This is a genomic window from Williamsia sp. Y853 (assembly GCF_056786495.1).
In genome coordinates this window covers 331,045-352,203 of record NZ_JBXCJC010000001.1, presented here as the reverse complement: position 1 = coordinate 352,203, position 21,159 = coordinate 331,045, and the positions used below count along the sequence as shown (strand labels likewise).

Below are 21,159 nucleotides of genomic sequence, written 5' to 3'. Positions count from 1 at the left end.
GCAGGCATGTACAAACCCGGTGCCGTGGACGGCGGGCTTGTAACGTGTGCCACATGCACGGGGGCATCGAGTCCTGAAGCACAACCGAAGGTCAGGAGCGCGCATGCCTTATATGCCGATCACCGAATCCATGTTTCTCCTGGCCGAATCGCGGGAGCATCCGATGCACGTCGGTGGCCTGCAGTTGTTCGAGCCGGTGGACGGTGCCGACGACCTCTCCGAGCGGATGTTCGAGACGTTTCAGGCACAAACCGAGGTCCACCAATTGTTCCGCAAACGTCCGGCCTCGCCGGTGGGCGTCATGGGCACCGTGCGGTGGACCCATGACAAAGAAGTCGACCTCGAGTATCACGTTCGGCGAACCGTCCTCCCTCGTCCGGGCCGAGTGCGTGAACTGTTGCGGTACGTCTCGGCCAATCACGGCGCGCTCCTGGACCGGCATCGTCCGATGTGGGAGCTACACCTCATCGAGGGGCTCGCCGACGGACGCGTTGCGATGTACACGAAGATCCATCACTCGCTGGTCGACGGGGTCTCGGCCCTGAAGCTGCTCGAGAAAACCCTGTCCCCTGATTGCGACGCCCGGACGGGCCGGGCGTCGTGGGATCCGGAGTTGTTCGTTCCCCGGCCCAAGGCGCCGGACCTGGGCTCGGAGGGGTCCAGGAGTCTGCTCTCCGAGGGATTCAAGATCGCGGGTGAGCTCGTGGGTTTCCTTCCGGCTTCTGCGCGGGTCGGACTTCGGGCCATGCGAGACGCCAACCTGATGGTGCCGATGCAGGCGCCACGCACGATGTTCAACGTCCCGATCGGAGGCGCCCGTCGGTTCGCAGGCGAACAGTGGTCGACCACACGTCTGCTCGCGCTGGCATCGGGGCTGGGGATCCCGCTGAACGATGTGGTGATGGCGATGTGTGCGGGCGCGTTGCGCTCGTATCTGATCGATCAGAACGCCCTGCCCGACGCCCCGCTGATCGCGATGATGCCGGTGTCGATGCACGCCAAGGATGACGACTCCTCGGAGGGCAATGCGATCACCGCGATCCTGGCGAACCTCGCAACCGATCAACCCGATCCGGAACGCCGGCTGGCGACCGTGATCGATTCGACGAGGGCCAGCAAGCAGGTGATCCGGGATCTGAGCCCGCTGCAGGCGATGGGGTACGGCGCGGTCATCGCCGCCCCGCTCGCATTCTCGACTGTGCCCGGGTTTGTTCGGCTGACTCCGCCGCCATTCAACCTCATCATCTCGAATGTTCCTGGGCCGCAGCATGATCTGTACTGGAACGGCGCCAGGCTCGCCGGTGTGTACCCGGCGTCGATCGCGATGGACGGTCAAGCTCTCAACATCACCGTTGCCACCAACGCTGACATGGTGAACTTCGGGGTGACCGGTGCGCGTGCGGAGGTCCCGAGCCTGCAGCGGATCCTGACCCACCTCGACACCGCATTGGAAGAGCTCGAGAAGCTCTGCGGCGCCGACTGAGGGCCGGGCCGCCAGGTCAGGGCGTCGGAGGGTTCACGATCGAGTGGACGATGTCACCCGAGCGAATGGCGATGTTCGACAGCAGGGTGGAGGTGAACCCGTGTGAATGTTCCACGCCGCCATGGAGATACAGGTTGCCGGCATGGTTGCCCTTGCGTTCCACGCGGTAATCGCGGGTGACGACAGGCAGTCCGGCCTCATCGAAGCAATAGTCGTCGGTGGCGTCGCCCAGCAGGTCGGCGAGGCCGACCGACCGGAATCCGGTGGCGTACACGATTGCGTCGGCGGTGACGGTCTCGGAGGCGCCCGTCGGCAGGTGGCTGATGGTGGCCTGGACACCGTTGCCGGTTTCCACGGTCGTCCTGGGGTCGAGCCGAGATGCGCCGCGGACGAACAAACGTCTACGCCCGCTGACCTTTTCCTGGTACTCGCGCGCATAGAGGTCGTTGATGACGTCCGAATCGACGGCCGAGTAGTTGGTGCCCTTGTGGTAGCTCATCAGCTGCTGGCGAACCTGCGGCGGCGCGAAGTGGAAATCGTCGACGGCCGCGGGATCGAACACGCGGTTGGCGAAGGGGCTGTCGTCGGCCGGGGTGTAGCCGTACTTTCCGAAGACCGCGTGCACCTCGCACGTCGGGTACGTCTCGTGGAGATAGCCCGCCACCTCGGCGGCGCTCTGCCCGGCGCCGACCACCACAAATCGCTGATGGGTCAGGGGCGGCAGGTCGCCAAGGCGGGCGAGCAGGTTGTGACTGTGCCACTGGCGCAGCGACGGCGTCACGAAATCGGGTAGGACACCGGTGATCCCGCCCCCGGCGACCACGTTGCGGGCCGTCACCTCGGCAGTGGTGCCGTCGGTGTCGCGAACCTCGACCACGAAGTGGTCGCCATCTGCGCGAACGCCGCAGACCATCGAGCCGAAGGTCACCTGATCGGAGACCTGGTCCGCCGCCCACCCGAGGTAGTCGGCGAACTCGGCCCGGGACGGGAAGAAGGTCTGATGGTTGACGAAGTCGACCAGCCGGCCCCGGCACTTCAGGTAGTTGATGAAGGTGTACTGGCTCAACGGATTACGCAATGTGACCAGATCCTTGAGGAAGGACACCTGCATCTGCGCGCCGGGGATCATCATGTCCGGATGCCACTGGAATGAGGGCTTGCTCTCGAAGAACCGTGCCTGCAGCGGTGCGCCCGACGATGTCTCGTTGTGCTCGTTGACGGCAAGCGACAACGCCAGATTGCTTGGGCCGAAGCCGATTCCGACGAGATCGACTATCGCGGAATCGCGCGTCATGTGGTTCATTCCTTAGGTCGTGAAGAAATATCGGCGGACTGACGGGCTGCCAGTGCCTCGGTCAATCGCTGCAGATACCGATGATTGAGTTCGGTACGCGACAGGAGGACCGCGAAGTCGGCCATGTCGAAATCCGGATCGTACGAGGGAGGGCCGCAGACGGCAGCGCCAATTCGCAGGTACCCCTGCAACATCGGTGGAATCTTGACCCGGCCGGGGGCGGTCTCGATGTCGTCCAGGGACCGGCCGCCGACGTTCACCGGATTCTTGGGGGTGACTCGGAGTTCGGGCGCGGTGATGCTGCGTTTGTACGCGAAGTCGCGGACCTTGCGGACCAGGGATCCGCGCGGTCCGCCGTCTTCCATCTGCACCGATGCGCAACCGATGGCGTGTTCGTGTCCGGTGAGTTCCTGGTACTGGAGGATTCCGGCCCACAACAGGCCCATGACGGCTCCGCTGCGGTGATCGGGTCGGACGGCGGCCCGGCCCAGCTCGACGAGTGAGGGTCGCAGCGCGTCGAGACCGGGGCTGAACTCGAAGACCGTGTCGGTGAACGTTCCCCCGGCCGCACTGGCGCCGTCGGGAAGCAGGAGTCGGTAACAACCGACCACCTCACCGGTGCTCTCCGCGCGGGCGACCAGGTGATCGCAGTACGGGTCGAACCGATCGACATCGATCATCTGCCCGGTGTGCTCGCCACGGACCGCCTGCGGCAATGCTGCCCCCATCTCGTCCGCGAACGACTGATACCGCAGGCGTTGGGCGGCTTCGATATCCGCCGGATTGGTCGTCAGGCTGATCGAGTAGCCGGCCTCGGACGCGGCCGGAATCAGCAACGTGTCAGTGGTGGACATGTGGTTCCTCTCGGGGCTGCTCCACGGCAGCCGGATTCGATACGTGGTCGCGGCGGATCAACGCGTAGACGATGACCGTCAGGACGGTCGCCGCGGCGGCGGCGGCCATCAGGGCCGCCTGCAGACCGGCGGCCGAAGAGTCGCGAGCGATCCGGCCGAGTTCGGGTAGTGCCAGGGCGTATTGGTCGGGGATGAACTCGAGGATCGCCAGTCCCGCACCCGATCCCAGTGCGTCGGAGATCATCGCGGTCTGCTCGGCCGACACGTCGACCTGTGTTCCGGCGATCGTCATCGACGCGAGGTCGTCGCGGGCGCGCGAGGCGGCGAACTGCGTGAACAGCGCGCCCATTCCGGCGATGCCGATCACGGTTCCGATCTGGCGGGCGGTGCTGACCACGCCCGTTGCCATCCCGGATTCGGATTCATCGACAAATGACAGCGCGGCCTCGGAGGCGATGGCGCTCATCATTCCCACGCCGAGTCCGGCGATGATCGAACCGGTGATGAAGTGCGTCCACCCGGTGTCGCCAGAGATCCCGATCGTCGCCCACAGTCCGGCGGCGATCAGGGCGATGGAGAGCGGAACCACGTGCCGCAGCGCCAGCCAGCGCGTGACGACCATGCCGATCGGTGCGCCGACAACGCACGAGATCGTGAGTGGGAGGGCCCGCAAACCGGCTTCAAAAGGGGTGAATCCCAACGTGTTCATCAGGTAGAGCGCGAGATAGTTGGTCGCGGCGATGAGGGTTCCGGAGGTGGCGAACGCGGCGAGTGAGACTCCGGCGAAACCTGGCCTGCGCACCACAGCCAGATTTATGAGCGGATCGGTGGTTTTCGCTTCCCAGAGCACAAACGCGATGGCGAAGAGTGCTGCAACGCAGAACAGTCCGAGGATCAGCGGTGACGTCCACCCCTGGACATTGCCTTCGATGATCGCGTAGACACCGGCGCACAGCGCGACGCTCAGTGTCGCCGTGCCGATGAAATCGATCGCGCGGGTGCCGTCACCGCGCGATTCCTGGACTTTCCAGCCGGTGACGGCCAGCGCAACGATCCCGAGTGGGATGTTGATGATGAAGATCGCAGGCCATCCGAACGCGTCGACGAGCGCGCCGCCCAACAACGGGCCTGCCGCGCTGCCCGCACCCATGACGGCCCCGTAGATCGCGATCGCGATCGAACGCCCCCGGCCGGCCGGGTAAGCCGCGGCTATCAGGGGCAGCGAGACACCCAGCATCATCGCGCCACCGAAACCTTGGACAACACGAACGAGGTTCAGGGTGTTGATGCTCTCCGACAACGCACAGCCCAGCGACGCCAGGACGAAGATCGTCAGTCCGATCTGGAAGATCCGCTTGCGTCCCAGCCGGTCTCCGAGCGTTGCCGCGGTCAGGAGGAATGCGGCCATCGGGAGTGCGTATCCGTCGACGACCCACTGCAGTCCACTCAGGTCGGCGGAGAGGTCGGACTGGATGTCAGCGAGTGCCGCCGACACGATCGTCATGTCGAGCAGCAGCATGAACACGCCGATGCAGACCACGGTCAACGTGGTGCGGGCGTGAACGACTCGATCGTTCAGCGAAAACAAGGGCGCCTTTCGACGCGCGCATGATCAACGCACGTGGGGACGAAACCGGAAACCAAAAAAATGAGAATTGATGCGGGCTGAATGGCGAGATGCAGAATATTGCAATTGGTTACCTTTGTGCAAAACGCCCGGATGTGGACGATAGGCCCCCCAGTGGCCAATTCGCAAACCACGTGGACTTCTTGAGTTTTGCAATTCTCTTGATTTCTTATTCGACGCCGTGTTCATTCGGGTTCTGGGCCAGGTGGCCAGCCGTGAGTGTGGCCGATCTGCCCAGCCGCTAGGGTGTCTGGGTGGTAGAAGAGCAGGCCGAGGGGCGTAAGACAACCGAACTGGCCGCCGCGGCAGTCGAGACCCCGAAGCCGGCCGGTGGCGATTTGAAGACCCAGGTGGTCCGATTCGTCATCACCGGCGCGGCGTCCGGAGTCCTCGACTTCGGGTTGACCTTGCTCTTCCAGCATGTGCTGGGTTTCCCGGAATGGGCCGCCAAGTCGATCGGCTTTGTGTTCGGCACCACGATGGCCTATCTCATCAACCGGAGATGGACGTTCCGCGCCGAACCGAGTGTGGCCCGCTTTGTGGCCGTCGCACTGCTCTACCTGGTGACCTTTGTGGTTCAGGTGGGGATCTACACCGTGTTGTCGCGAATCTGGGACGACACGGTGCTGTGGAGCCTGGTCGCCTACGTGGTCGCCCAGGGCACCGCAACCGTCATCAACTTCGTGGTCCAGCGGATGGTGATCTTCAAGATCCGCTGACCGCGACCCGCCTGCACTACAGGGTGTTGACCCACGCCAGGCGATCTGACGACAGCGAGAACGTGTCTTCGAACAGCACCACGTAGGTGCCGGGGCCTGCGCCGTCGCGTGCTTCGAAACAGATGTCACCCGCCGTTTGGCCGCCGGGCGCGATCTTGCCCGAACTCAGCATTTGCTTCGAGGGTGCAAATGTGGCGTCCCGAATGGTTCCGGTGGCGTCCTGCAGACTCCAATCGATATAGCCATTGAAGTCATTCTGCTTCGAACCGACATTCTTGATCGTTACGCTGCTGCACAGGTAATTGCCGAAATCGGAATCGGCGCTTTCCAAAAGGGAAACGGTATATGCCAGATCATCGCGGGTAATTGTGTCGCCACCGGCTGCTGCGGTGTCGTCGTCTGATTTACCCGGGAATTGGGGTCCGGCCTCGCTCTCGGTTTCGGTCTCGGCGGCCCCGGTTGTCGAGGCTTCCGCAGAGGTCTCACCCGAGGCCTTGGTGACGCTGGTTTCGGTGTCACCGCCGCTGCCGGCGACGATCGCGGTACAGGCGCCGATCAACAGCATCGGCACACCGATCACGACCCAGGGCCAGACCTTGCGCTTCTTCTTCGGCGGCTGCTGGTACGGGCCAGGGGTGGGGTTGTAGGGCTGGCTGTAAGGGTTGTTGTCGCCTGGCAGGCCGGGGTTGGTCATGGCAGATCCTCCTGAGGGGGTGGGGGTTGGCGTGGTGAGAACAGCAGACCGCAACCGGACATGGGGTCGCCTCGTCCAAAGGGACGGCGCCTCTCATACATTCGGACGGAGATTCAGCCGATGCGGTCCGTTCGGTGGATCGTGAAACGTCAGAGATGAGCCGTAGCCTCCATACCGTGACAAAAACTTCCGGCGAAACGATCCGGCGCCGGCTGTGGACCACCGGTGCGGTCGGCTTGAGTGTCTTCGGTTCGATTCTGGCGGTGGCGCTCACCGAAGAATCGGGGAGTGTCCCGGTGTGGAACTCCACCATCGGGTTGCTGGTGAACCTGGTGGCGGCCGTAGCGCTCATCTGGCGGCACCGGTATCCGATACCCGTGCTGGCGGTCTCGGTCATCGGGCCGATGTTCTTCTCGACCGATGCCACCGCGGCCCTCATCGCGCTCTATGCGCTGGCGCAGGCCGAGCGTGGGATCAGGCTTGTCCTGGCTGCGTTCGCCGTCTACCTGGCCTCGAGCGTGTCTCTCACCTACGACACCATGCGGACCCGGGACAACTCGATTCTGACCATCAGCTCCCCGCGGCCCGAAGAAGGCGCGCCGAGCCCGGATTGGGATGTACCGTTGTGGATTCCGTGGATCGTCGCGGCGATCCTGGTGGCCATCGTCGTGACCGTCGCGCTGCTGCGCCATACCCAGGTCGAACTGGCCCAGGTGAAACTGAGTCGGGACCGGGCGACGAAACAGACCGACGTGATGCGTGACGAGATGATCCGAACGGAAGAGCGGACCCGCATCGCGCGCGACATGCACGACACCCTGGCGGCAAGCCTGAGCCGGATCTCCTTGATGGCCGGGGCAGTTCAGGTCGGCGGAACCGACAATCCGGAGAAGATCGCCAACAACGCGTCGCTGATCCGATCGACCGCGCACGATGCCCTCGACGACCTCAAGAACATCGTCGGAGTCCTGCGGGGTTCGGCTCCGCAACACAGTGGCCACCAGGGGATCGATGCAGTTGCCGAGTTGGTGCAGGGTGCGCGGGCGGCCGGTCTGCACGCCACCCTCTACACGGACCTGTTGCCCGGCGACGTCGGCACCGTCTCCGGTCATGTCACCTACCGGGTGGTGCAGGAATCACTCACGAACGCGCAGAAGTACGCGGGGGATCAGACGATTCGGATCTCGATAGTCGGCGCCGGTGAACACGGGATCCGCATCAACATCTGCAATCAGCTCAGCAGCCGTCCGCCACTGGTCCCGGTTGGATCGCGGTCCGGGCTGCGTGGGCTCGCCGAACAGGCAAGGGACATCGGCGGGACGTTCCATGCGGGCGTGGTGGGAGGCGAGTTCGTCACCGATTGCTGGTTGCCCTGGTATACGTAGTGCCACGAGTTCCGCTGTCGGTGCGGGGTAATACCCTGGGCGCACCATGACCGGACCACACCGCATCACCGTGCTGATCGCCGACGACGATCCCTTTGTCCGGCGCGGTGTCTCAGATATCTTTGCCGCCACCTCGGACATCATTGTGGTCGCCGATGTCGATGACGGTGACCAGGTCTTTGGCGCGGTTGCGCAGTTCCGGCCACACGTGGTGCTGATGGATCTGAAGATGAAGCGCATGGGTGGCCTCGATGCCACGCGCGCGCTGATGACCATGCCGAATCCGCCGCCGGTCATCGCCATGACCGCCATGGATGTGGACGACCTCGTGGTTCAGGCGGTCTGCGCGGGTGCACACAGCTTCCTGAGCAAGGATGAACCACCACTGACGTTCCAGCAGTCGGTACGCGCGGTCGCGGCAGGCAACACGTTGTTCAGCCAGGAGTCGTTGCGTCGCATCACCGGCGGCCGCCCGCAGACCGGGGTTTCCGTTCCGTCCGCGGTCGACAAGTTGAGCGGCCGTGAGCGAGACGTGCTGCGCGCGATGGCCACCGGAGCCCCCAACGCCGCCATCGCCTCGGAATTGTTCCTCAGTGAGACGACCGTGAAAACCCATGTGTCGGCGGTCTTCACGAAACTCGGTGCCCGAAACCGGGTCGAGGCGGCGCTGGTGGCTTTTCGAGCAGGCCTGGTGAGTTGAGCTAGCCGTTGACCTTGCTGATCACCGAATCGGCGAACATGTTGAGGTGGTCGATCTTCTTCTGCAGCGGCTCGGTGTCGTTGCCGGTGATGTAGGGGATCCGGAAGCCGACGATCACGTCGGTGATGCCTTTGTCCTCGAGGCGTTTACAGCCGTCCGGGGTGTAGGCATCCATCGAGATCACATGGATCTCGAAGGGGTCGTTCAGCTTTCCTTCCGCCTTGCGGATGGCCGTGATCTTGTCCAGCAGCGCATCGAGTTCCTCGGGTTGCCCGCCGCCGTGCATCCAGCCGTCGCCGCGGATCACCGCGCGTTTGAGGGCGAGATCGGCGTGTCCGCCGACCAGAAGCGGGATCGGTTTGGTGGGAACCGGATTCATCTTGATCTTGGGGATGTCGTAGAACTCCCCGTGGAACTCGAAGTACTCGCCACTGCTCAGTCCGCGGATGATGTCCATGCATTCGTTCATCCGCCGGCCCTTGCGTTTGGGGTCGACGCCCATGATGTCGTAATCCTCGGCCCAGGGACTGGTGCCGACTCCGAGCGAAAGTCGGTTGTTGGTCAACACCGCCACCGACATCGCCTGCTTCGCCACCAACGCCGGTGGCCGCACGGGAAGCTTGAGGACAAACGGGTTGAACCGGATCTTCTCGGTGACCGCACCCATCGCCGCCGCCATCACAAACGTCTCGATGAAGGCTTTGCCGTCGAGGAACTCGCGATTGCCGTCCTCGGTGTACGGATACGTCGAGTCCGATTCCTCGGGATAGGCGATCGAATCGGGGATCGTGAACCCCTCGTAGCCGGCTTCCTCTGCCGCCTTCGCCAGTGGCAGGTAGTAGCTCGGATCGGTCATTGCCTCCGCGAACGTGAACCGCATGATCCTCCTAGAATCGTCGTGCGCCCATACTAGAACGAGTTCTATTTCTCTGGTGGAGATCGGTCACCCTTGTTGCGCCTCGGTCGTTGCGGTATATGTGGCAAATGAAATATGTGCTCCTGATCTGCGACGACGAGAAGGACGCTCCCTCCAACGAGGAGATCGCGGCCGATCCCGCATATCAGGAGTGGGACGCCGAGGTTGCGCGACGAGCCGTCCAACACGGCGGTGCCCGGCTCCGGCCCACCGCAGATGCGACTACGGTGCGCGTCCGGGACGGCGAGACGCTCATCTCCGACGGCCCGTTCGCGGAGACGAAAGACTTCGTCGGCGGTGTCGACATCATCGAATGCGCAGATCTGGACGAAGCGATCGAGATCGCGGCGGGACATCCTTATGCACGTCGAGGATGCGTGGAAGTACGACCCGTCTGGGAATGACCACACCCGACGAGGTTCGCGCCGCGGTCGAAACCGCTATCGACGCGAGTGGGGTCAGGTGGTGGCGACCCTGATCGGGTTGACCGGAGACTGGGACCTCGCCGAGGAATGCGCGCAGGACTCATTCGCCGCCGCCGTGGCGACCTGGACGCGCGATGGTGTCCCACGCCGCCCGGGAGCGTGGCTCACCACGGTGGCCCGCAACCGGGCAACCGACCGGCTGCGTCACGCCACTGCCGAAACGGCGAAACTACGCCAGGTCGCGGCGCTGCCCATGGAACCGGCTGCGCCGCAGGAGATTCCCGACGAGCGATTGCGGCTGATCTTCACGTGTTGCCATCCCGCGCTGCCGTTCGCGGCGCGCGTCGCCCTCACGTTGCGCACACTGGCAGGTCTGAGTACGGCCGAGATCGCCGATGCACTCCTGACCTCCGAATCCGCCATGGCGCAACGACTTGTGCGGGCCAAGCGCAAGATTGCGGAGGCCGGTATCCCGTACCGGATCCCGCCGGTCGAAAGCCTTCCGGAACGGTTGTCCGCGGTGCTCGCAGTGCTCTACCTGATCTTCAACCAGGGCTACGACGAGAAGGATGAGCGCCGCGCACTGGCCGGTGAGGGCATCCACCTTGCCCGGATGCTGGTCCGTCTGATGCCCGACGAGCCGGAACCACGCGGATTGTTGGCGCTGATGCTCCTGCTCGAAGCCAGGCGCGAACAGCGTTTCGAGGCCGACACGCTGGTCCCGCTGGAGGACCAGGACCGCACCCGGTGGGACGCTGCACTCATCGCAGACGGCGTTGCCGTGCTCGACGGTGCGCTGACGATGCGCCGCCCGGGCCCATACCAGGTCCAGGCCGCGATCGCCGCCTGTCACGCGACCGCAGCCGACACCTCCGACACCGACTGGCCGCAGATCGCGGTCCTCTATGCCGAACTCGCACGCATGACACCGTCTCCGGTCGTGGAACTCAATCGTGCGGTGGCCATCGCCATGGCGGACAACATCTCTGCCGGTCTGAGCCTGATCGACGAGCTCACCGAGGCGGGGGAGCTCGAAGGCTATTACCTCCTTCCCGCGGCTCGCGCCGATCTGCTTCGTCGTGACGGCCGGGTGACCGAGGCCGCGTCGGCGTATCGCGAGGCATTGTCGTTGGCGCCGACGGACGCCGAACGTCGCTACCTGGACCGCCGCCTTCGAGATTTGTAGATGGCTTCGCCATCGCGCGATTTGTAGATGGCTTCGGTCGCGACGCCGGTGAAAAGAATTCTTGGACAGATGTCGATCTGGGCCCGGGTGCTTCGTCGGTGGGGTGTAACCCACCGAATGGAGAGGCAGAACAAATGTCGAACAAACAGTATTTGAGCGCCACGATGACCGTCGATCGCTCGCCTGAGGAAGTCTTCGAGTCCATCGCCGACGTGCGCGGATGGTGGTCGGAGAACATCGTCGGCGGCACCGCCGACCTCGGCGACGAGTTCGTCTTCACCGACGACACCAAGTTTGCGGGAGAGATGGCCCTCACTTCGAAAGAGGGCATCCGATTCTGCAGGTTCCATCTGACCGACGTGGTCCCCGGGAAGCGGATGGTCTGGCACGTGCTGGATTCGGTCTTGACCTTCATCGATGACAGGAACGAGTGGACCGACACCAATGTCGTCTTCGACATCACCCCCACACCGGGCGGTGCGACACTCGAGTTCACCCACGAAGGTTTGACCGAGGACTCCGAGTGCTTCGAGGCCTGCTCGCGCGGGTGGGGCTTCTACATCACCGAAAGCCTGCCGCAACTGATCACGACCGGTACCGGGAAGCCCATCGGGCGGTACTGATCACGCGAAACCGAAAGGGAGCCAGGTGATATCAGACTTCCGAAAACTTCTGTGTCACCTGGTTTTCAGGGTTTGCCGAAGCGCTCGCGGCGTCCTAGTGACTGCAAACGCATCCAATTCTTGAACCCGGCCACGTCACGTTGCTGCACAAGGAAATACCAGCCGAATCGTGCATATTCCTGGGGTAGGAGTCTTCGCATTCCGGGCCTGCTCATCAAATAGCCGCGATTGCGGTAGGTGAAAAAGCGTTTGGTTTCGTTGTCGGGGTACTGGGTGTGCATCCGGCCACCGAGGATGGGGCGAAACTCGCCGCTGCCGTCTGGATGAAGGTATGCCGTGGTCAGGCAGGTTCCGAAGTTCAGCCCGGAACGCACGAGGCGCCGGTGCATCTCGACCTCGTCGCCGCGGACGAACAAGCGCAGGTCGGGCACACCGACCGCGTCGATGGCGGCAGCCGAGAACAAGGCACCGTTCATCAGGGATGCGATGCCCGGCAACAGATCTGAGGTCTCGCCGTCGGCGAAGAGTTCGGACCGTTTGCGGCGCCACACCAGGCCGCGACGCAGCGGGAATGCCAGGGTTTCGGGGTTGTCGATGTTGCAGACAACCGGCGAAACCTCGTCCAACTGATGGGCGTTGGCGCACTCGAGCAGCTTCTGCAGGACCTCGGGGCCTTCGGGGCGGCCATCGTCGTCGGCGCACCAGACCCAGTCGGCACCCAGCGCCAGGGCCTGCAGCATCCCGAGGGCAAAACCGCCTGCGCCACCCAGATTGTGGGCCGATCCGATGTAGGTCACCGGAACCGGTTGGGCAGCAACGAGTTCGGCAACAGCGCTGTCATTGTCGTTGTCCACGACCACCAGGTGATCGATGGGGCGGGTCTGGTTGGTCAGCACGATCAACGACTGCTCGAGGAGTTCGAGCCGACGGTGGGTCACCACCACGGCGATTACCTTGGGCTCAGGCATCCTTTTCGACCTCGGCCAGGACTTCGCGCACGTGCCGGGCGGCCTCGGGGCCTTCGTAGGCGCCGACCACCTCTTCGATGCCGCCGTCCATCCGGATCGAGCCGTGATCGATCCACAGCGCGCGATCGCAGAGCTGGGCGAGGAACTCGTTGGAATGGCTGGCGAAGACCAGGATGCCGGACCGTTTCACCAACTCCTGCAACCGGACCCGGGCCTTTTTCATGAACTCGGCATCGACGGCGCCGATACCTTCGTCGAGGATCAGGATCTCGGGGTCGATCGAGGTGACCACACCGAGTGCAACCCGCACCCGCATGCCGGTGGAGTAGGTACGCAGCGGCATCGACAGGTAGTCACCGAGTTCGGTGAACTCTGCGATGTCGTCCATCTTCTTGAGCATCTCGCGACGGCTCATGCCGAGGAACATGCCACGGACGACGATGTTCTCGTAGCCGGAGATCTCAGGGTCCATGCCGACGCCGAGGTCGAAGACCGGTGCCACGCGGCCCTTGATCGCGCAGGCGCCGCGGGTGGGTTCGTAGATGCCGGACAACAGCCGCAGCAGTGTCGACTTACCGGCACCGTTGTGTCCGACCAAGCCGATCCGGTCACCATGCGACAGATGCAGGTTGATGTCTTTGAGGGCCTCGACCACGATCACGTTGGATTCGTTGGACCCGATCACACCACCGGCCCGGCCGAGGACGGACTTCTTCAACGACCTGGTCTTGGCGTCGAAGATCGGGAAATCCACGCAGGCATCCCAGGTATCGACTCGAACTTGACTCATGACCTCACACCCAATACGCCACGCGGGCACGGTAATTACGCAGAACCAGCAACGCCAGCGCCCATCCGACGGCGGTGCATGCGATGACGATCAGCCAGTGGTAGAGCGCCACCGATTCACCCAACAGCGGACCGCGGGTGATCTCCAGGTAGTGATACATCGGGTTGATCTGGACAAGTTTGACCCGGCTGGAGTTGGCGCCGACGTTCTTCTCGAGGTCGACCGCACTCCAGATGATCGGTGTCATGAAGAAGATGAGCTGAACAGCAGTGGTGAGCAACTGGCCGATGTCGCGGAAGCGGGTCGACAGGATGCCGAACACGATCGACACCCAGATCGCGTTGACCACCAGCAGTGCGATGCCGGGTATGACCAGGATCACGGTCCAGGTCACCGGCTGCGGGAAGATGATCAGCAGGACCGCGTACAGCGGGATGTTGTGCGCGAAGATGATCAGCTGACGCCAGGTCAGCCGGTAGACGTGCACGCTCAGCGGAGCCGGGATCTGCTTGATCAGGCCTTCGTTGCTGGAGAAGAGTTCGGCGCCTTCGAGGATCGATCCCTGGATGAAGTTCCAGAAGATGAACCCGAGCATCACGTACGGCAGGAAGTCGTGGATCTCGTTGCCGAAGAGCTGCGAGTAGAGCAGGCCCATGGCGACCGCGGTGACCGCGGTGGCGATGGTGATCCACAGCGGACCCAGCAACGACCGGCGGTAACGCTGCTTGATGTCCTGCCAGCCGAGGAGCAGCCAGAGTTCGGAATGTTTGAAGCCGGCCGAGAGGTCGCCGAAGGCCCTCCGGAGCGACCGCGAATCGGACTCCGCTGGTGGGGGCCGCATAGGTACTTCGTCGGCTGCTGTTGACACGAGAGTCGAGCCTACCGTCACCGCGCCGGGGGCCATCGCCCCCGTGGGGTCGAGCGTCAGAGGTACTGGCCGGTGCCGGCCGCACCGTGCGGTCCGCCGGGGCCCCCGCCTGCGAAGGGGCCTGACGGGGGCAGCTGGCCCTGCCGCATCTGTTCGAGCTGGGCACGCGCGGCCATCTGCTGGGCGAACAGCGCGGTCTGGATTCCGTGGAACAGGCCTTCGAGCCAGCCGACGAGCTGCGCTTGAGCGATCCGCAGCTCGGCATCGGAGGGGACGTCGTCCTCGGTGAACGGCAGTGCGAGCCGTTCGAGTTCGTCGCGCAACTCAGGCGAGAGCCCGTCCTCGAGTTCGAGGATCGACGACCGATGGATCTGTTTGAGCCGGGCGCGACTGGCGTCGTCGAGCGGTGCCGCCCGTACCTCTTCCAGCAACTGCTTGATCATGGTGCCGATCCGCATCACCTTCGCGGGCTCGACCATGGCGCGCATGCCCTCGTCGTCATCGCTGGTGCCCTCTGAGCCGGCCGGCGGGACCACAAGGATGCCGTCGTCGTCGTTGACGCCTGCGATCGGACGCTTGTTGAGATTTTCATCGGTCATCGGTTCATTGTCCTGATGTTGAGCGGCGATTGCACGCAGTTGCCCAGACGAGGGGCATTGCGGTGTCGCGGTGACCGTCTATGGTGGCTGCCATGGCTTATGACGTCGCCCGCGTTCGGGGACTGTTCCCGTCGCTGGGTGACGGTTGGATACATCTCGATCCGCAGGCAGGAATGCAGATTCCCGACTCGGTGGCGACAACTGTGTCGAAGGGTTTTCGATCCCTGGTCTCACAGCCAGGTGGCATCTACCCCGCGGCCCGCAAGTCGGCGGGGATCATCGATGCGGCTCGTTCGGCGGTTGCGGATCTGGTCGGTGGCGATCCCCGCGGAGTGGTGCTCGGACCGTCCCGTGGACACCTGCTGAACGTGCTCGCCGAAAGTCTCAACACCCGGGTGTGGCTCGGATCGGAGGTGGTGGTCAGCCGGCTCGACGACGAGGCGAACGTGCTGCCGTGGCTGCGTGCCGCCGATCGTTTCGGCGCCAAGGTGAAATGGGCCGAGGTCGACATCGAGAACGGTGAACTGCCGGTCTGGCAGTACGACGGGCTGGTCAGTCGGTCCACGAGCGTGGTGGCCATGCCACTGGCGTCGTCGACGATCGGGTCGGTGGTCGACGTCGCCACCGCAGCCGCTGTGGTCCACGCGATCGACGGACTCGTCGTCGTCGACGCAACCAGCGCAGCTGCATACATGCTGCTCGACATCGAGGCGCTCGGCGCCGACGTCCTGGTGGTCAGTGCTGACCGCTGGGGTGGACCGGCAACGTCCGCGCTGATCTTCCGCGACCCCGAGATGTTGTCCCGCGTGAGGTCGATGTCGCTGGACCCGGATGCGCAAGGTCCGGCACGACTGGAGATCGACGGACATCAGCACGCACTGCTGGCCGGATTGGTCGCTTCGATCGAACACCTCGCCGGACTCGACGAATCGGCCACCGGTACCCGGCGTGAGCGGTTGGTGACCTCGATGACGGCGCTGAGTGAATACACGCAACGACTGCTGCAATACCTGCTGCGATCGTTGGGGCAGTTGAACCTGGTGAATCTGGTCGGATCGGCCGCCGTCCAGATACCGGCGGTCAGCTTCACCGTGACCGGGGTGACCGCCGACAAGGTGGTTCGACGGCTGGCCGACAACGGGATCTGCGCACTCGCCGATGTGAACAGCCGGGTGCTCAGTGGCATCGGCGTGAACGACGTGGGCGGTGCCGTCACCATCGGCCTCGGTCCGTACTCAACGCCCTACGAAATCGATCAGCTGGTGCGCACTTTGGGATCGCTCGGCTGACTTTCGCCATTTTTCGGCCCCCACAGAGGGCACCGAGGGCGTACTGCCCTCGGGCACCTCTGTAGGGATGAAATCGGCAGCACTCAGAGCGTGAGCAGAATTTTGCCCGACACCTGACCCGACTCGAGCAGCACATGGGCGGCGCCGGCCTCGGCTAGTGGAAATGTCGCTCCGACAACAGGTTTGATCCTGCCGTCGGCGATCAGCGGCCAGGTGGTGGCGATGGTGTCGGCGACGATGGCGGCCTTGTCGGACTGTTCCCGGCCGCGCAGCGCGGTGGCGTGGACGGTACCGCGCTTGCTCAGCAGTTCGGCGATGTTCAATTCCGCTTTCACGCCACCCTGCATGCCGATGATCACCAGGCGGCCGTCTTTGGCGAGCGCAGACACGTTGCGGCCCAGGTACTTTGCGCCGATGATGTCGAGTATCACGTCGGCACCACCATGCTCGGAGATCACCTCGACGAAGTCGTCGGTTTTGTAGTTGATGGTGATGTCGGCGCCGAGGTCGCGGCACAGTTCGAGCTTGTCATCCGAGCCGGCCGTCACGGCAACCGTTGCGCCCAGCGCCTTGGCCCACTGGATGCCGTGGGTGCCGATGCCACTTCCGCCGCCGTGCAGCAGGACGAGTTCACCCGGCGCCAGGTGGGCGGTCCGCTTGAGGTTGGACAGCACGGTGCAGGCCACCTCGGGTAGCGCCGCGGCCTCGATCAGATCCACAGAGGCCGGAATCGGCAGCAGGTGTTCGGCGGCGACCGCGACGTATTCGGCATAGCCGCCACCTGCGATCAACGCGCAGACGTCCGTTCCGGTGGTCCAGCCGACCACTCCGGGGCCGAGTTCGTCGATGGTTCCGGAGACCTCCATGCCGATGATGTGGCTCGCGCCGGGCGGTGGTGGATAGTTGCCCTGCCGCTGCAGCAGGTCGGCCCGATTCACGCCGGCCGCAGCCACTTTGATCAGCACCTCTCCCGGACCCGGGTGGGGCTTGTCGACCTCGGCCACGATGAGGTTCTCGGCCGGACCGAATTCGGTCACGTTGACTGCGCGCATTGAGGTCATCCCTCTACCTTTACTCGGCAGGTGCGGCCGGGCGATAGGTGGTGTCCGTAAGCCGCACATTTAATGGCGGTAAGGTCCCGATTTGTAAACGCTGAATCCTGGCGTGGTTGGGTCAAAAGTCGTAGTCCGGGGGAGAAATGACAGACAATACAGCTGTGCCCTGGCTCGACGACTCTGAACAACTTGCGTGGCGATCGTTCATGAATGGATCACAGCGCCTGTTCGATGCGATCAACGACGCCCTGGTGGAAACCGCAGGTCTCACATTTGCCGACTACCGCATCCTGGTGTTGCTGTCGGAGTCGGAATCGATGCGGATGAGCGCTCTCGCCGATGGTGCGTTGAGCAGCAAGAGCACCATTTCGCGACGCGTGGACCGGATGGCCGAAGCCGGCTGGGTCGAGCGGATGGCCAAGGATCACGACAAGGACCAGCGCAATCGCGTCTGCCGGATCACCGAGTTGGGCCGGACCAAACTCCACGATGCCGCCAAAGGTCACGTTGTCGCGGTTCGTACCTACTTACTCGATCACCTCGAAGATCATGAGCGCGAAGCCATGGCGACGACCTTCCTGAAGGTCGATACGTGGCTGCGTGAGAACCCTCAGGTTCGCGTGAAGTAGGCTCTTGCCCGAAGGAAGCGTGGCAGAGCGGCCGAATGCACTCGCCTTGAAAGCGAGCGTGGGTGAAACCACCGGGGGTTCAAATCCCTCCGCTTCCGCCAACACCCGATAGTGTGCCGTTTTGGCGAACAAAAGCCCAGGTGGGCTACGCCAAAAGGGCACACTATCGGTGTCTGTGGCGGACCATCCGAACGTATTCAAAGTTCGTCGACTTCGGTCCATTGTCGGAATTTTCTGGTTGTTTGGGATACCTTCTCGTCATGCTCTGAGCCGGGCCATCGACGGCTGCATTTTGCCCGTCTGACCTCCACTTATCCGTGTCTCGATGGGGGTTGTTTCATTGTTCAAACAAACGAGGAGAAGGCCTGTGGCGATGAGGTTCAAGCGGTCTTTCGCGGGTGCGTTCGTGGCGATTGCGGCAATGAGTGCTCTGGCGGCATGCGGGTCGGACGACAACTCGACCGACGCCCCGCCGTCCTCGTCGGTGTCAACGACCATTTCGTCGGTGCCCACCACCTCCACACCGGCGTCGTCGACCGCTCCGGCGCCATCGAGTGAAACCGTGGCGCCACAGACCGAGGCCCCGGCCCCGGTCGAGGAGCAGACCCAGGTACCCCAGGAACAGGCGCCCGTCGAGGCTCCGCAGCAAACACAAGAGCAGCCTCAGGAGCAGGCCCCACCGCAGCTGCCCGCCGGCGGCGGTGGTCGTCCCGGGTACTGATCAGGTTGACGTCCAGGGCAGACGATGTGCGTATCGCGAACGCCGAACAGTCTGCGAGCACGAGTGATCCGCGGCGGTCGGCCGACGACCCGAACACGCGTCCCGCAATAGCTCGTGGTGCGCGACTGCCGTCGCTGACCGGGATGCGCTGGTGGGCCGCGTTGGCCGTGTTCGTGCTGCACACGCTGGTGTTCTTGCCGGTCTACCCGTTTTACGGCAGCGAACGGTATTGGCATATCGCCGAAGCGGTTCCGATGCAGGTCGGGGCGGCGGGTGTGGCGTTCTTCTTCGTGCTGTCGGGCTTCATCATGTACTGGACGCGGCGTGAGGGTGATGGCGCCGGGGGATTCATGTGGCGCCGCGTCAAGAAGATCTACCCGACCAGCATTGTCGCTGTTGTCCTTGTGTTGCTGGTGGTGCCGGTGCCGATGGGCCGGTCACAGACCTGGCTTCCGTGCCTCCTGCTGATTCAGACGTGGTGGCCGGACTGGACGTCGCTGGGTGGGTTGAATGTGCCGGCTTGGTCGCTGGCCGCGGAAATACTGTTTTACGCGACCTTTCCGTTCTTGGTGCCGGTGATGGATCGGATCCGCGAGCGGTACGTACCGCTCGCCATCGCGGGCGTATTTGCTCTGATCGTGGCGCTGCACACCGCCTACTATCTCTTCGCCGACGGATACAAGGGCACCGAGAACTTCTATGGCGCCCGCATCCCTGCGACATTGCCGACCACGACGCAGGAGTACGGCTATAACGCCTCGCCGGCATTCTTCGCCCAGGACTATGTGGGCTACTCCGAACACGCCTACTGGTTGAGTTACTACTTCCCGCTGTCGCGGCTGCCGGAGTTCTTCCTCGGCGTCCTGGTCGCCCGACTGGTCGTCTCGGGTAAGTGGCGCAACACCAATCTGTGGTGGCCGCTGACTGCACTGGCGATCGCATTCGGCGCGACGTGGTTTGTCCCCATCAACTACAAGATGAGCGTTCTGATCCTGCTGCCGACAGCCGCTGTGATCGCCACGGCGTGCATGCGTGATCTCAACGCGCAGCGCGGACTCAACTCGACGCGGACCATGGTCTGGTTCGGCGACGTCTCCTACGGCTTCTACCTACTGCAGTATCCCGTCATGCTGATCCTCACCAAATACCTTCTCGCAGGCAGAGCTGTCGGCTTCTGGGGCTGGTTGGGTGCCTGTGCCCTGGCATTTGTCGGGTCGCTGGCAGCTGCCGCTCTGGTTTTTCACTTCATCGACAAACCCATCACCAAACGGCGCAAACGAAAACCGTCAGTGGCGCAATCGGTTTCCCCGGACCGCGCCGCCGAAACCGTGAAAGAGGTACTTCCATGAATCCGTCGACGATGCGATCTCGGGTCGCGCACGTTCTGCTGGTCGCGGTGGCCATTCCTCTTGTCGCCCTTCCGTTTGTCGCTGTGGCGTCGGCAGACCCTGGTGGATCCGCGACAAAGGTCGGTGGGACCGTGACGGCGACCGAGCAACCAGGCCACGTCGTTGTACTCGGAGATTCCTTCGCATCGAACAACATTGACATTTCCGGATGCGGGCAGAGCCCGACCGCATGGCCGCAGCAGTTGGCTGATCTCACCAGTCGGCCGTTGATCAACGAAGCGTGCAGTGGCGCTGCCCTGGCCGAGACCGACTACACGATCGCGGACGAAGCCATCAAAGCCGAAAAACGAGGTGGATTCACCGATTCCACTGCCGCAGTCCTCATCCAGCTGGGCATGAACGGGCCGTGGGAGGGGCTGGACTCCGGTGGCGAGTTCGCTCTTGATTGCCTGGTGGAAGGCGGATGCGACGATACTGCGCCCGTCCTCGCGAAGATCACACCGCAGGCGTACGCAGACAAGGTCGGGCCCGTGGTCGAGTACGTTCGCTACTACGCGCCCAACGCCAAGATCGCCATCGTCGGATACCCCGAGTTGATCAGTCCGGACGATCCCAACGGATGTATCAATGCCGCCGGGATGCCGGTCACGGTTCCGAACACCAGCGGTATCGGCGCATTCACCGAGCGGCTCCAACTGGCTCAGGCCGGTGCCGCAGAACTGACCGGTGTCGAGTTCATCGACGCTCAGGCCATCACTGCCGGACAAGGGGCCTGCAGCATCGCACCACTGGTCAGTGGGGTCGTGAATCCGCAGGCCAACCCCTTCGGTATCCCGCTGCATCCCACTCCGCAAGGCGATGCGGCGCTCGCGAAAACGATCGCGGGGCAGCTGGGCCTCTAGCCCGCCGAGACGTTTCCTGACCGCTGTCGGCGTCATCGAAGGCTCGACCTTCGACAACCTCGACGTCACGGTGGCATGCGGCG

General features: G+C 63.7%; 22 protein-coding genes and 1 tRNA gene. 13 read left to right on the top strand and 10 right to left on the bottom strand.

The window, feature by feature from the left end; translation table 11 throughout:
• Positions 1-103: 103 nt before the first annotated feature.
• Positions 104-1,483, top strand: coding sequence for a WS/DGAT/MGAT family O-acyltransferase (locus AC1TPF_RS01815; protein WP_482142393.1), 1,380 nt, complete (start codon positions 104-106; stop codon positions 1,481-1,483).
• A gap of 16 nt (positions 1,484-1,499) precedes the next feature.
• Here the strand turns inward: AC1TPF_RS01815 and AC1TPF_RS01810 are convergent, their stop codons facing one another.
• Genes AC1TPF_RS01810 through AC1TPF_RS01800 form a run of 3 tightly spaced genes read right to left on the bottom strand, consistent with a single transcriptional unit; the run spans position 1,500 to position 5,219 of the window.
• Positions 1,500-2,777 (bottom strand): lysine N(6)-hydroxylase/L-ornithine N(5)-oxygenase family protein, encoded by a 1,278-nt coding sequence (locus AC1TPF_RS01810; RefSeq protein ID WP_482142391.1) that lies wholly within the window; start codon positions 2,775-2,777, stop codon positions 1,500-1,502.
• A gap of 5 nt (positions 2,778-2,782) precedes the next feature.
• On the bottom strand, positions 2,783-3,631 hold the full coding sequence (locus AC1TPF_RS01805) for a GNAT family N-acetyltransferase (RefSeq protein WP_482136803.1): 849 nt from the start codon (positions 3,629-3,631) through the stop codon (positions 2,783-2,785).
• The gene (locus AC1TPF_RS01800; protein ID WP_482142390.1) at positions 3,618-5,219 is read right to left on the bottom strand and encodes an MFS transporter; all 1,602 of its coding nucleotides are present in this window, start codon (positions 5,217-5,219) and stop codon (positions 3,618-3,620) included. Before AC1TPF_RS01800 ends, AC1TPF_RS01805 begins: the two co-directional genes overlap by 14 nt.
• A 332-nt stretch (positions 5,220-5,551) precedes the next feature.
• Here AC1TPF_RS01800 and AC1TPF_RS01795 point away from each other — a divergent pair, with 332 nt between their 5' ends.
• On the top strand, positions 5,552-5,977 hold the full coding sequence (locus AC1TPF_RS01795) for a GtrA family protein (protein WP_482137313.1): 426 nt from the start codon (positions 5,552-5,554) through the stop codon (positions 5,975-5,977).
• A 16-nt stretch (positions 5,978-5,993) separates the two neighbouring features.
• Here AC1TPF_RS01795 and AC1TPF_RS01790 read toward each other — a convergent pair whose 3' ends face one another.
• Positions 5,994-6,671: a DUF4352 domain-containing protein gene (locus AC1TPF_RS01790; RefSeq protein ID WP_482142389.1), complete on the bottom strand. Its 678-nt coding sequence runs from the start codon at positions 6,669-6,671 to the stop codon at positions 5,994-5,996.
• Between the two features lie 155 nt (positions 6,672-6,826).
• Here AC1TPF_RS01790 and AC1TPF_RS01785 point away from each other — a divergent pair, with 155 nt between their 5' ends.
• Both AC1TPF_RS01785 and AC1TPF_RS01780 read left to right on the top strand, forming a co-directional pair.
• The gene (locus tag AC1TPF_RS01785; protein ID WP_482142387.1) at positions 6,827-8,056 is read left to right on the top strand and encodes a sensor histidine kinase; all 1,230 of its coding nucleotides are present in this window, start codon (positions 6,827-6,829) and stop codon (positions 8,054-8,056) included.
• Positions 8,057-8,102: 46 nt separating this feature from the next.
• Positions 8,103-8,756, top strand: a complete 654-nt coding sequence (locus AC1TPF_RS01780) for a response regulator transcription factor (RefSeq protein WP_482142386.1) — start codon at positions 8,103-8,105, stop codon at positions 8,754-8,756.
• A 1-nt stretch (position 8,757) separates the two neighbouring features.
• Here AC1TPF_RS01780 and AC1TPF_RS01775 read toward each other — a convergent pair whose 3' ends face one another.
• Complete coding sequence (locus tag AC1TPF_RS01775) at positions 8,758-9,636, bottom strand: LLM class flavin-dependent oxidoreductase (RefSeq protein ID WP_482142384.1); 879 nt, start codon at positions 9,634-9,636, stop codon at positions 8,758-8,760.
• Positions 9,637-9,740: 104 nt separating this feature from the next.
• Here AC1TPF_RS01775 and AC1TPF_RS01770 point away from each other — a divergent pair, with 104 nt between their 5' ends.
• From AC1TPF_RS01770 to AC1TPF_RS01760, 3 genes are all read left to right on the top strand, one after another.
• Positions 9,741-10,076, top strand: a complete 336-nt coding sequence (locus AC1TPF_RS01770) for a YciI family protein (protein WP_482136809.1) — start codon at positions 9,741-9,743, stop codon at positions 10,074-10,076.
• 61 nt (positions 10,077-10,137) lie between these two features.
• Complete coding sequence (locus AC1TPF_RS01765) at positions 10,138-11,283, top strand: RNA polymerase sigma factor (RefSeq protein WP_482142383.1); 1,146 nt, start codon at positions 10,138-10,140, stop codon at positions 11,281-11,283.
• Positions 11,284-11,417: 134 nt separating this feature from the next.
• Positions 11,418-11,906 carry an SRPBCC family protein gene (locus tag AC1TPF_RS01760; RefSeq protein WP_482142382.1) on the top strand — a complete coding sequence of 163 codons (489 nt, stop codon included), beginning with the start codon at positions 11,418-11,420 and terminating at the stop codon, positions 11,904-11,906.
• A gap of 65 nt (positions 11,907-11,971) precedes the next feature.
• On the opposite strand, the gene glfT1 is transcribed toward AC1TPF_RS01760, so the two are convergent.
• From glfT1 to AC1TPF_RS01740, 4 genes are all read right to left on the bottom strand, one after another.
• The gene (gene glfT1 / locus AC1TPF_RS01755) at positions 11,972-12,874 is read right to left on the bottom strand and encodes a galactofuranosyltransferase GlfT1 (protein WP_482142380.1); all 903 of its coding nucleotides are present in this window, start codon (positions 12,872-12,874) and stop codon (positions 11,972-11,974) included.
• Entirely contained in the window at positions 12,867-13,664 is a 798-nt protein-coding gene (gene wzt / locus AC1TPF_RS01750; protein ID WP_482142379.1) for a galactan export ABC transporter ATP-binding subunit Wzt/RfbE, read from the bottom strand. Before wzt ends, glfT1 begins: the two co-directional genes overlap by 8 nt.
• Before the next feature lie 4 nt (positions 13,665-13,668).
• On the bottom strand, positions 13,669-14,505 hold the full coding sequence (gene wzm, locus AC1TPF_RS01745) for a galactan export ABC transporter permease subunit Wzm/RfbD (protein WP_482137314.1): 837 nt from the start codon (positions 14,503-14,505) through the stop codon (positions 13,669-13,671).
• A gap of 83 nt (positions 14,506-14,588) precedes the next feature.
• A complete protein-coding gene (locus AC1TPF_RS01740; protein WP_482136814.1) occupies positions 14,589-15,131 on the bottom strand; it encodes a bacterial proteasome activator family protein in 543 nt (180 codons plus the stop codon).
• A 92-nt stretch (positions 15,132-15,223) separates the two neighbouring features.
• On the opposite strand from AC1TPF_RS01740, the gene AC1TPF_RS01735 reads away from it, so the two are divergent.
• The gene (locus AC1TPF_RS01735; protein ID WP_482136815.1) at positions 15,224-16,420 is read left to right on the top strand and encodes a cysteine desulfurase-like protein; all 1,197 of its coding nucleotides are present in this window, start codon (positions 15,224-15,226) and stop codon (positions 16,418-16,420) included.
• Between the two features lie 83 nt (positions 16,421-16,503).
• Here AC1TPF_RS01735 and AC1TPF_RS01730 read toward each other — a convergent pair whose 3' ends face one another.
• The gene (locus tag AC1TPF_RS01730) at positions 16,504-17,472 is read right to left on the bottom strand and encodes an NAD(P)H-quinone oxidoreductase (protein WP_482143993.1); all 969 of its coding nucleotides are present in this window, start codon (positions 17,470-17,472) and stop codon (positions 16,504-16,506) included.
• Positions 17,473-17,618: 146 nt separating this feature from the next.
• On the opposite strand from AC1TPF_RS01730, the gene AC1TPF_RS01725 reads away from it, so the two are divergent.
• From AC1TPF_RS01725 to AC1TPF_RS01705, 5 genes are all read left to right on the top strand, one after another.
• Entirely contained in the window at positions 17,619-18,104 is a 486-nt protein-coding gene (locus AC1TPF_RS01725) for a MarR family winged helix-turn-helix transcriptional regulator (protein WP_482142378.1), read from the top strand.
• Positions 18,105-18,117: 13 nt separating this feature from the next.
• Positions 18,118-18,205 (top strand) — tRNA-Ser (locus tag AC1TPF_RS01720).
• A 272-nt stretch (positions 18,206-18,477) separates the two neighbouring features.
• Complete coding sequence (locus AC1TPF_RS01715; protein ID WP_482142376.1) at positions 18,478-18,825, top strand: hypothetical protein; 348 nt, start codon at positions 18,478-18,480, stop codon at positions 18,823-18,825.
• A 26-nt stretch (positions 18,826-18,851) separates the two neighbouring features.
• The gene (locus AC1TPF_RS01710) at positions 18,852-20,174 is read left to right on the top strand and encodes an acyltransferase family protein (RefSeq protein WP_482142374.1); all 1,323 of its coding nucleotides are present in this window, start codon (positions 18,852-18,854) and stop codon (positions 20,172-20,174) included.
• On the top strand, positions 20,171-21,076 hold the full coding sequence (locus AC1TPF_RS01705; protein ID WP_482142372.1) for an SGNH/GDSL hydrolase family protein: 906 nt from the start codon (positions 20,171-20,173) through the stop codon (positions 21,074-21,076). Before AC1TPF_RS01710 ends, AC1TPF_RS01705 begins: the two co-directional genes overlap by 4 nt.
• Positions 21,077-21,159 lie beyond the last annotated feature (83 nt).

What these genes read in the sequence shown, in the direction of transcription:
- AC1TPF_RS01705 (WP_482142372.1), top strand. Translation starts at nt 20,171, where the DNA reads ATGAATCCGTCGACGATGCGATCTCGGGTCGCGCACGTTCTGCTGGTC.
- glfT1 (WP_482142380.1), bottom strand. Translation starts at nt 12,874, where the DNA reads ATGCCTGAGCCCAAGGTAATCGCCGTGGTGGTGACCCACCGTCGGCTC.
- AC1TPF_RS01790 (WP_482142389.1), bottom strand. Translation starts at nt 6,671, where the DNA reads ATGACCAACCCCGGCCTGCCAGGCGACAACAACCCTTACAGCCAGCCC.
- wzm (WP_482137314.1), bottom strand. Translation starts at nt 14,505, where the DNA reads ATGCGGCCCCCACCAGCGGAGTCCGATTCGCGGTCGCTCCGGAGGGCC.
- AC1TPF_RS01785 (WP_482142387.1), top strand. Translation starts at nt 6,827, where the DNA reads ATGAGCCGTAGCCTCCATACCGTGACAAAAACTTCCGGCGAAACGATC.
- AC1TPF_RS01775 (WP_482142384.1), bottom strand. Translation starts at nt 9,636, where the DNA reads ATGCGGTTCACGTTCGCGGAGGCAATGACCGATCCGAGCTACTACCTG.
- AC1TPF_RS01780 (WP_482142386.1), top strand. Translation starts at nt 8,103, where the DNA reads ATGACCGGACCACACCGCATCACCGTGCTGATCGCCGACGACGATCCC.
- AC1TPF_RS01725 (WP_482142378.1), top strand. Translation starts at nt 17,619, where the DNA reads ATGACAGACAATACAGCTGTGCCCTGGCTCGACGACTCTGAACAACTT.
- AC1TPF_RS01735 (WP_482136815.1), top strand. Translation starts at nt 15,224, where the DNA reads ATGGCTTATGACGTCGCCCGCGTTCGGGGACTGTTCCCGTCGCTGGGT.
- AC1TPF_RS01815 (WP_482142393.1), top strand. Translation starts at nt 104, where the DNA reads ATGCCTTATATGCCGATCACCGAATCCATGTTTCTCCTGGCCGAATCG.
- AC1TPF_RS01810 (WP_482142391.1), bottom strand. Translation starts at nt 2,777, where the DNA reads ATGACGCGCGATTCCGCGATAGTCGATCTCGTCGGAATCGGCTTCGGC.
- AC1TPF_RS01770 (WP_482136809.1), top strand. Translation starts at nt 9,741, where the DNA reads ATGAAATATGTGCTCCTGATCTGCGACGACGAGAAGGACGCTCCCTCC.
- AC1TPF_RS01730 (WP_482143993.1), bottom strand. Translation starts at nt 17,472, where the DNA reads ATGCGCGCAGTCAACGTGACCGAATTCGGTCCGGCCGAGAACCTCATC.
- AC1TPF_RS01715 (WP_482142376.1), top strand. Translation starts at nt 18,478, where the DNA reads ATGAGGTTCAAGCGGTCTTTCGCGGGTGCGTTCGTGGCGATTGCGGCA.
- AC1TPF_RS01760 (WP_482142382.1), top strand. Translation starts at nt 11,418, where the DNA reads ATGTCGAACAAACAGTATTTGAGCGCCACGATGACCGTCGATCGCTCG.
- AC1TPF_RS01805 (WP_482136803.1), bottom strand. Translation starts at nt 3,631, where the DNA reads ATGTCCACCACTGACACGTTGCTGATTCCGGCCGCGTCCGAGGCCGGC.
- wzt (WP_482142379.1), bottom strand. Translation starts at nt 13,664, where the DNA reads ATGAGTCAAGTTCGAGTCGATACCTGGGATGCCTGCGTGGATTTCCCG.
- AC1TPF_RS01740 (WP_482136814.1), bottom strand. Translation starts at nt 15,131, where the DNA reads ATGACCGATGAAAATCTCAACAAGCGTCCGATCGCAGGCGTCAACGAC.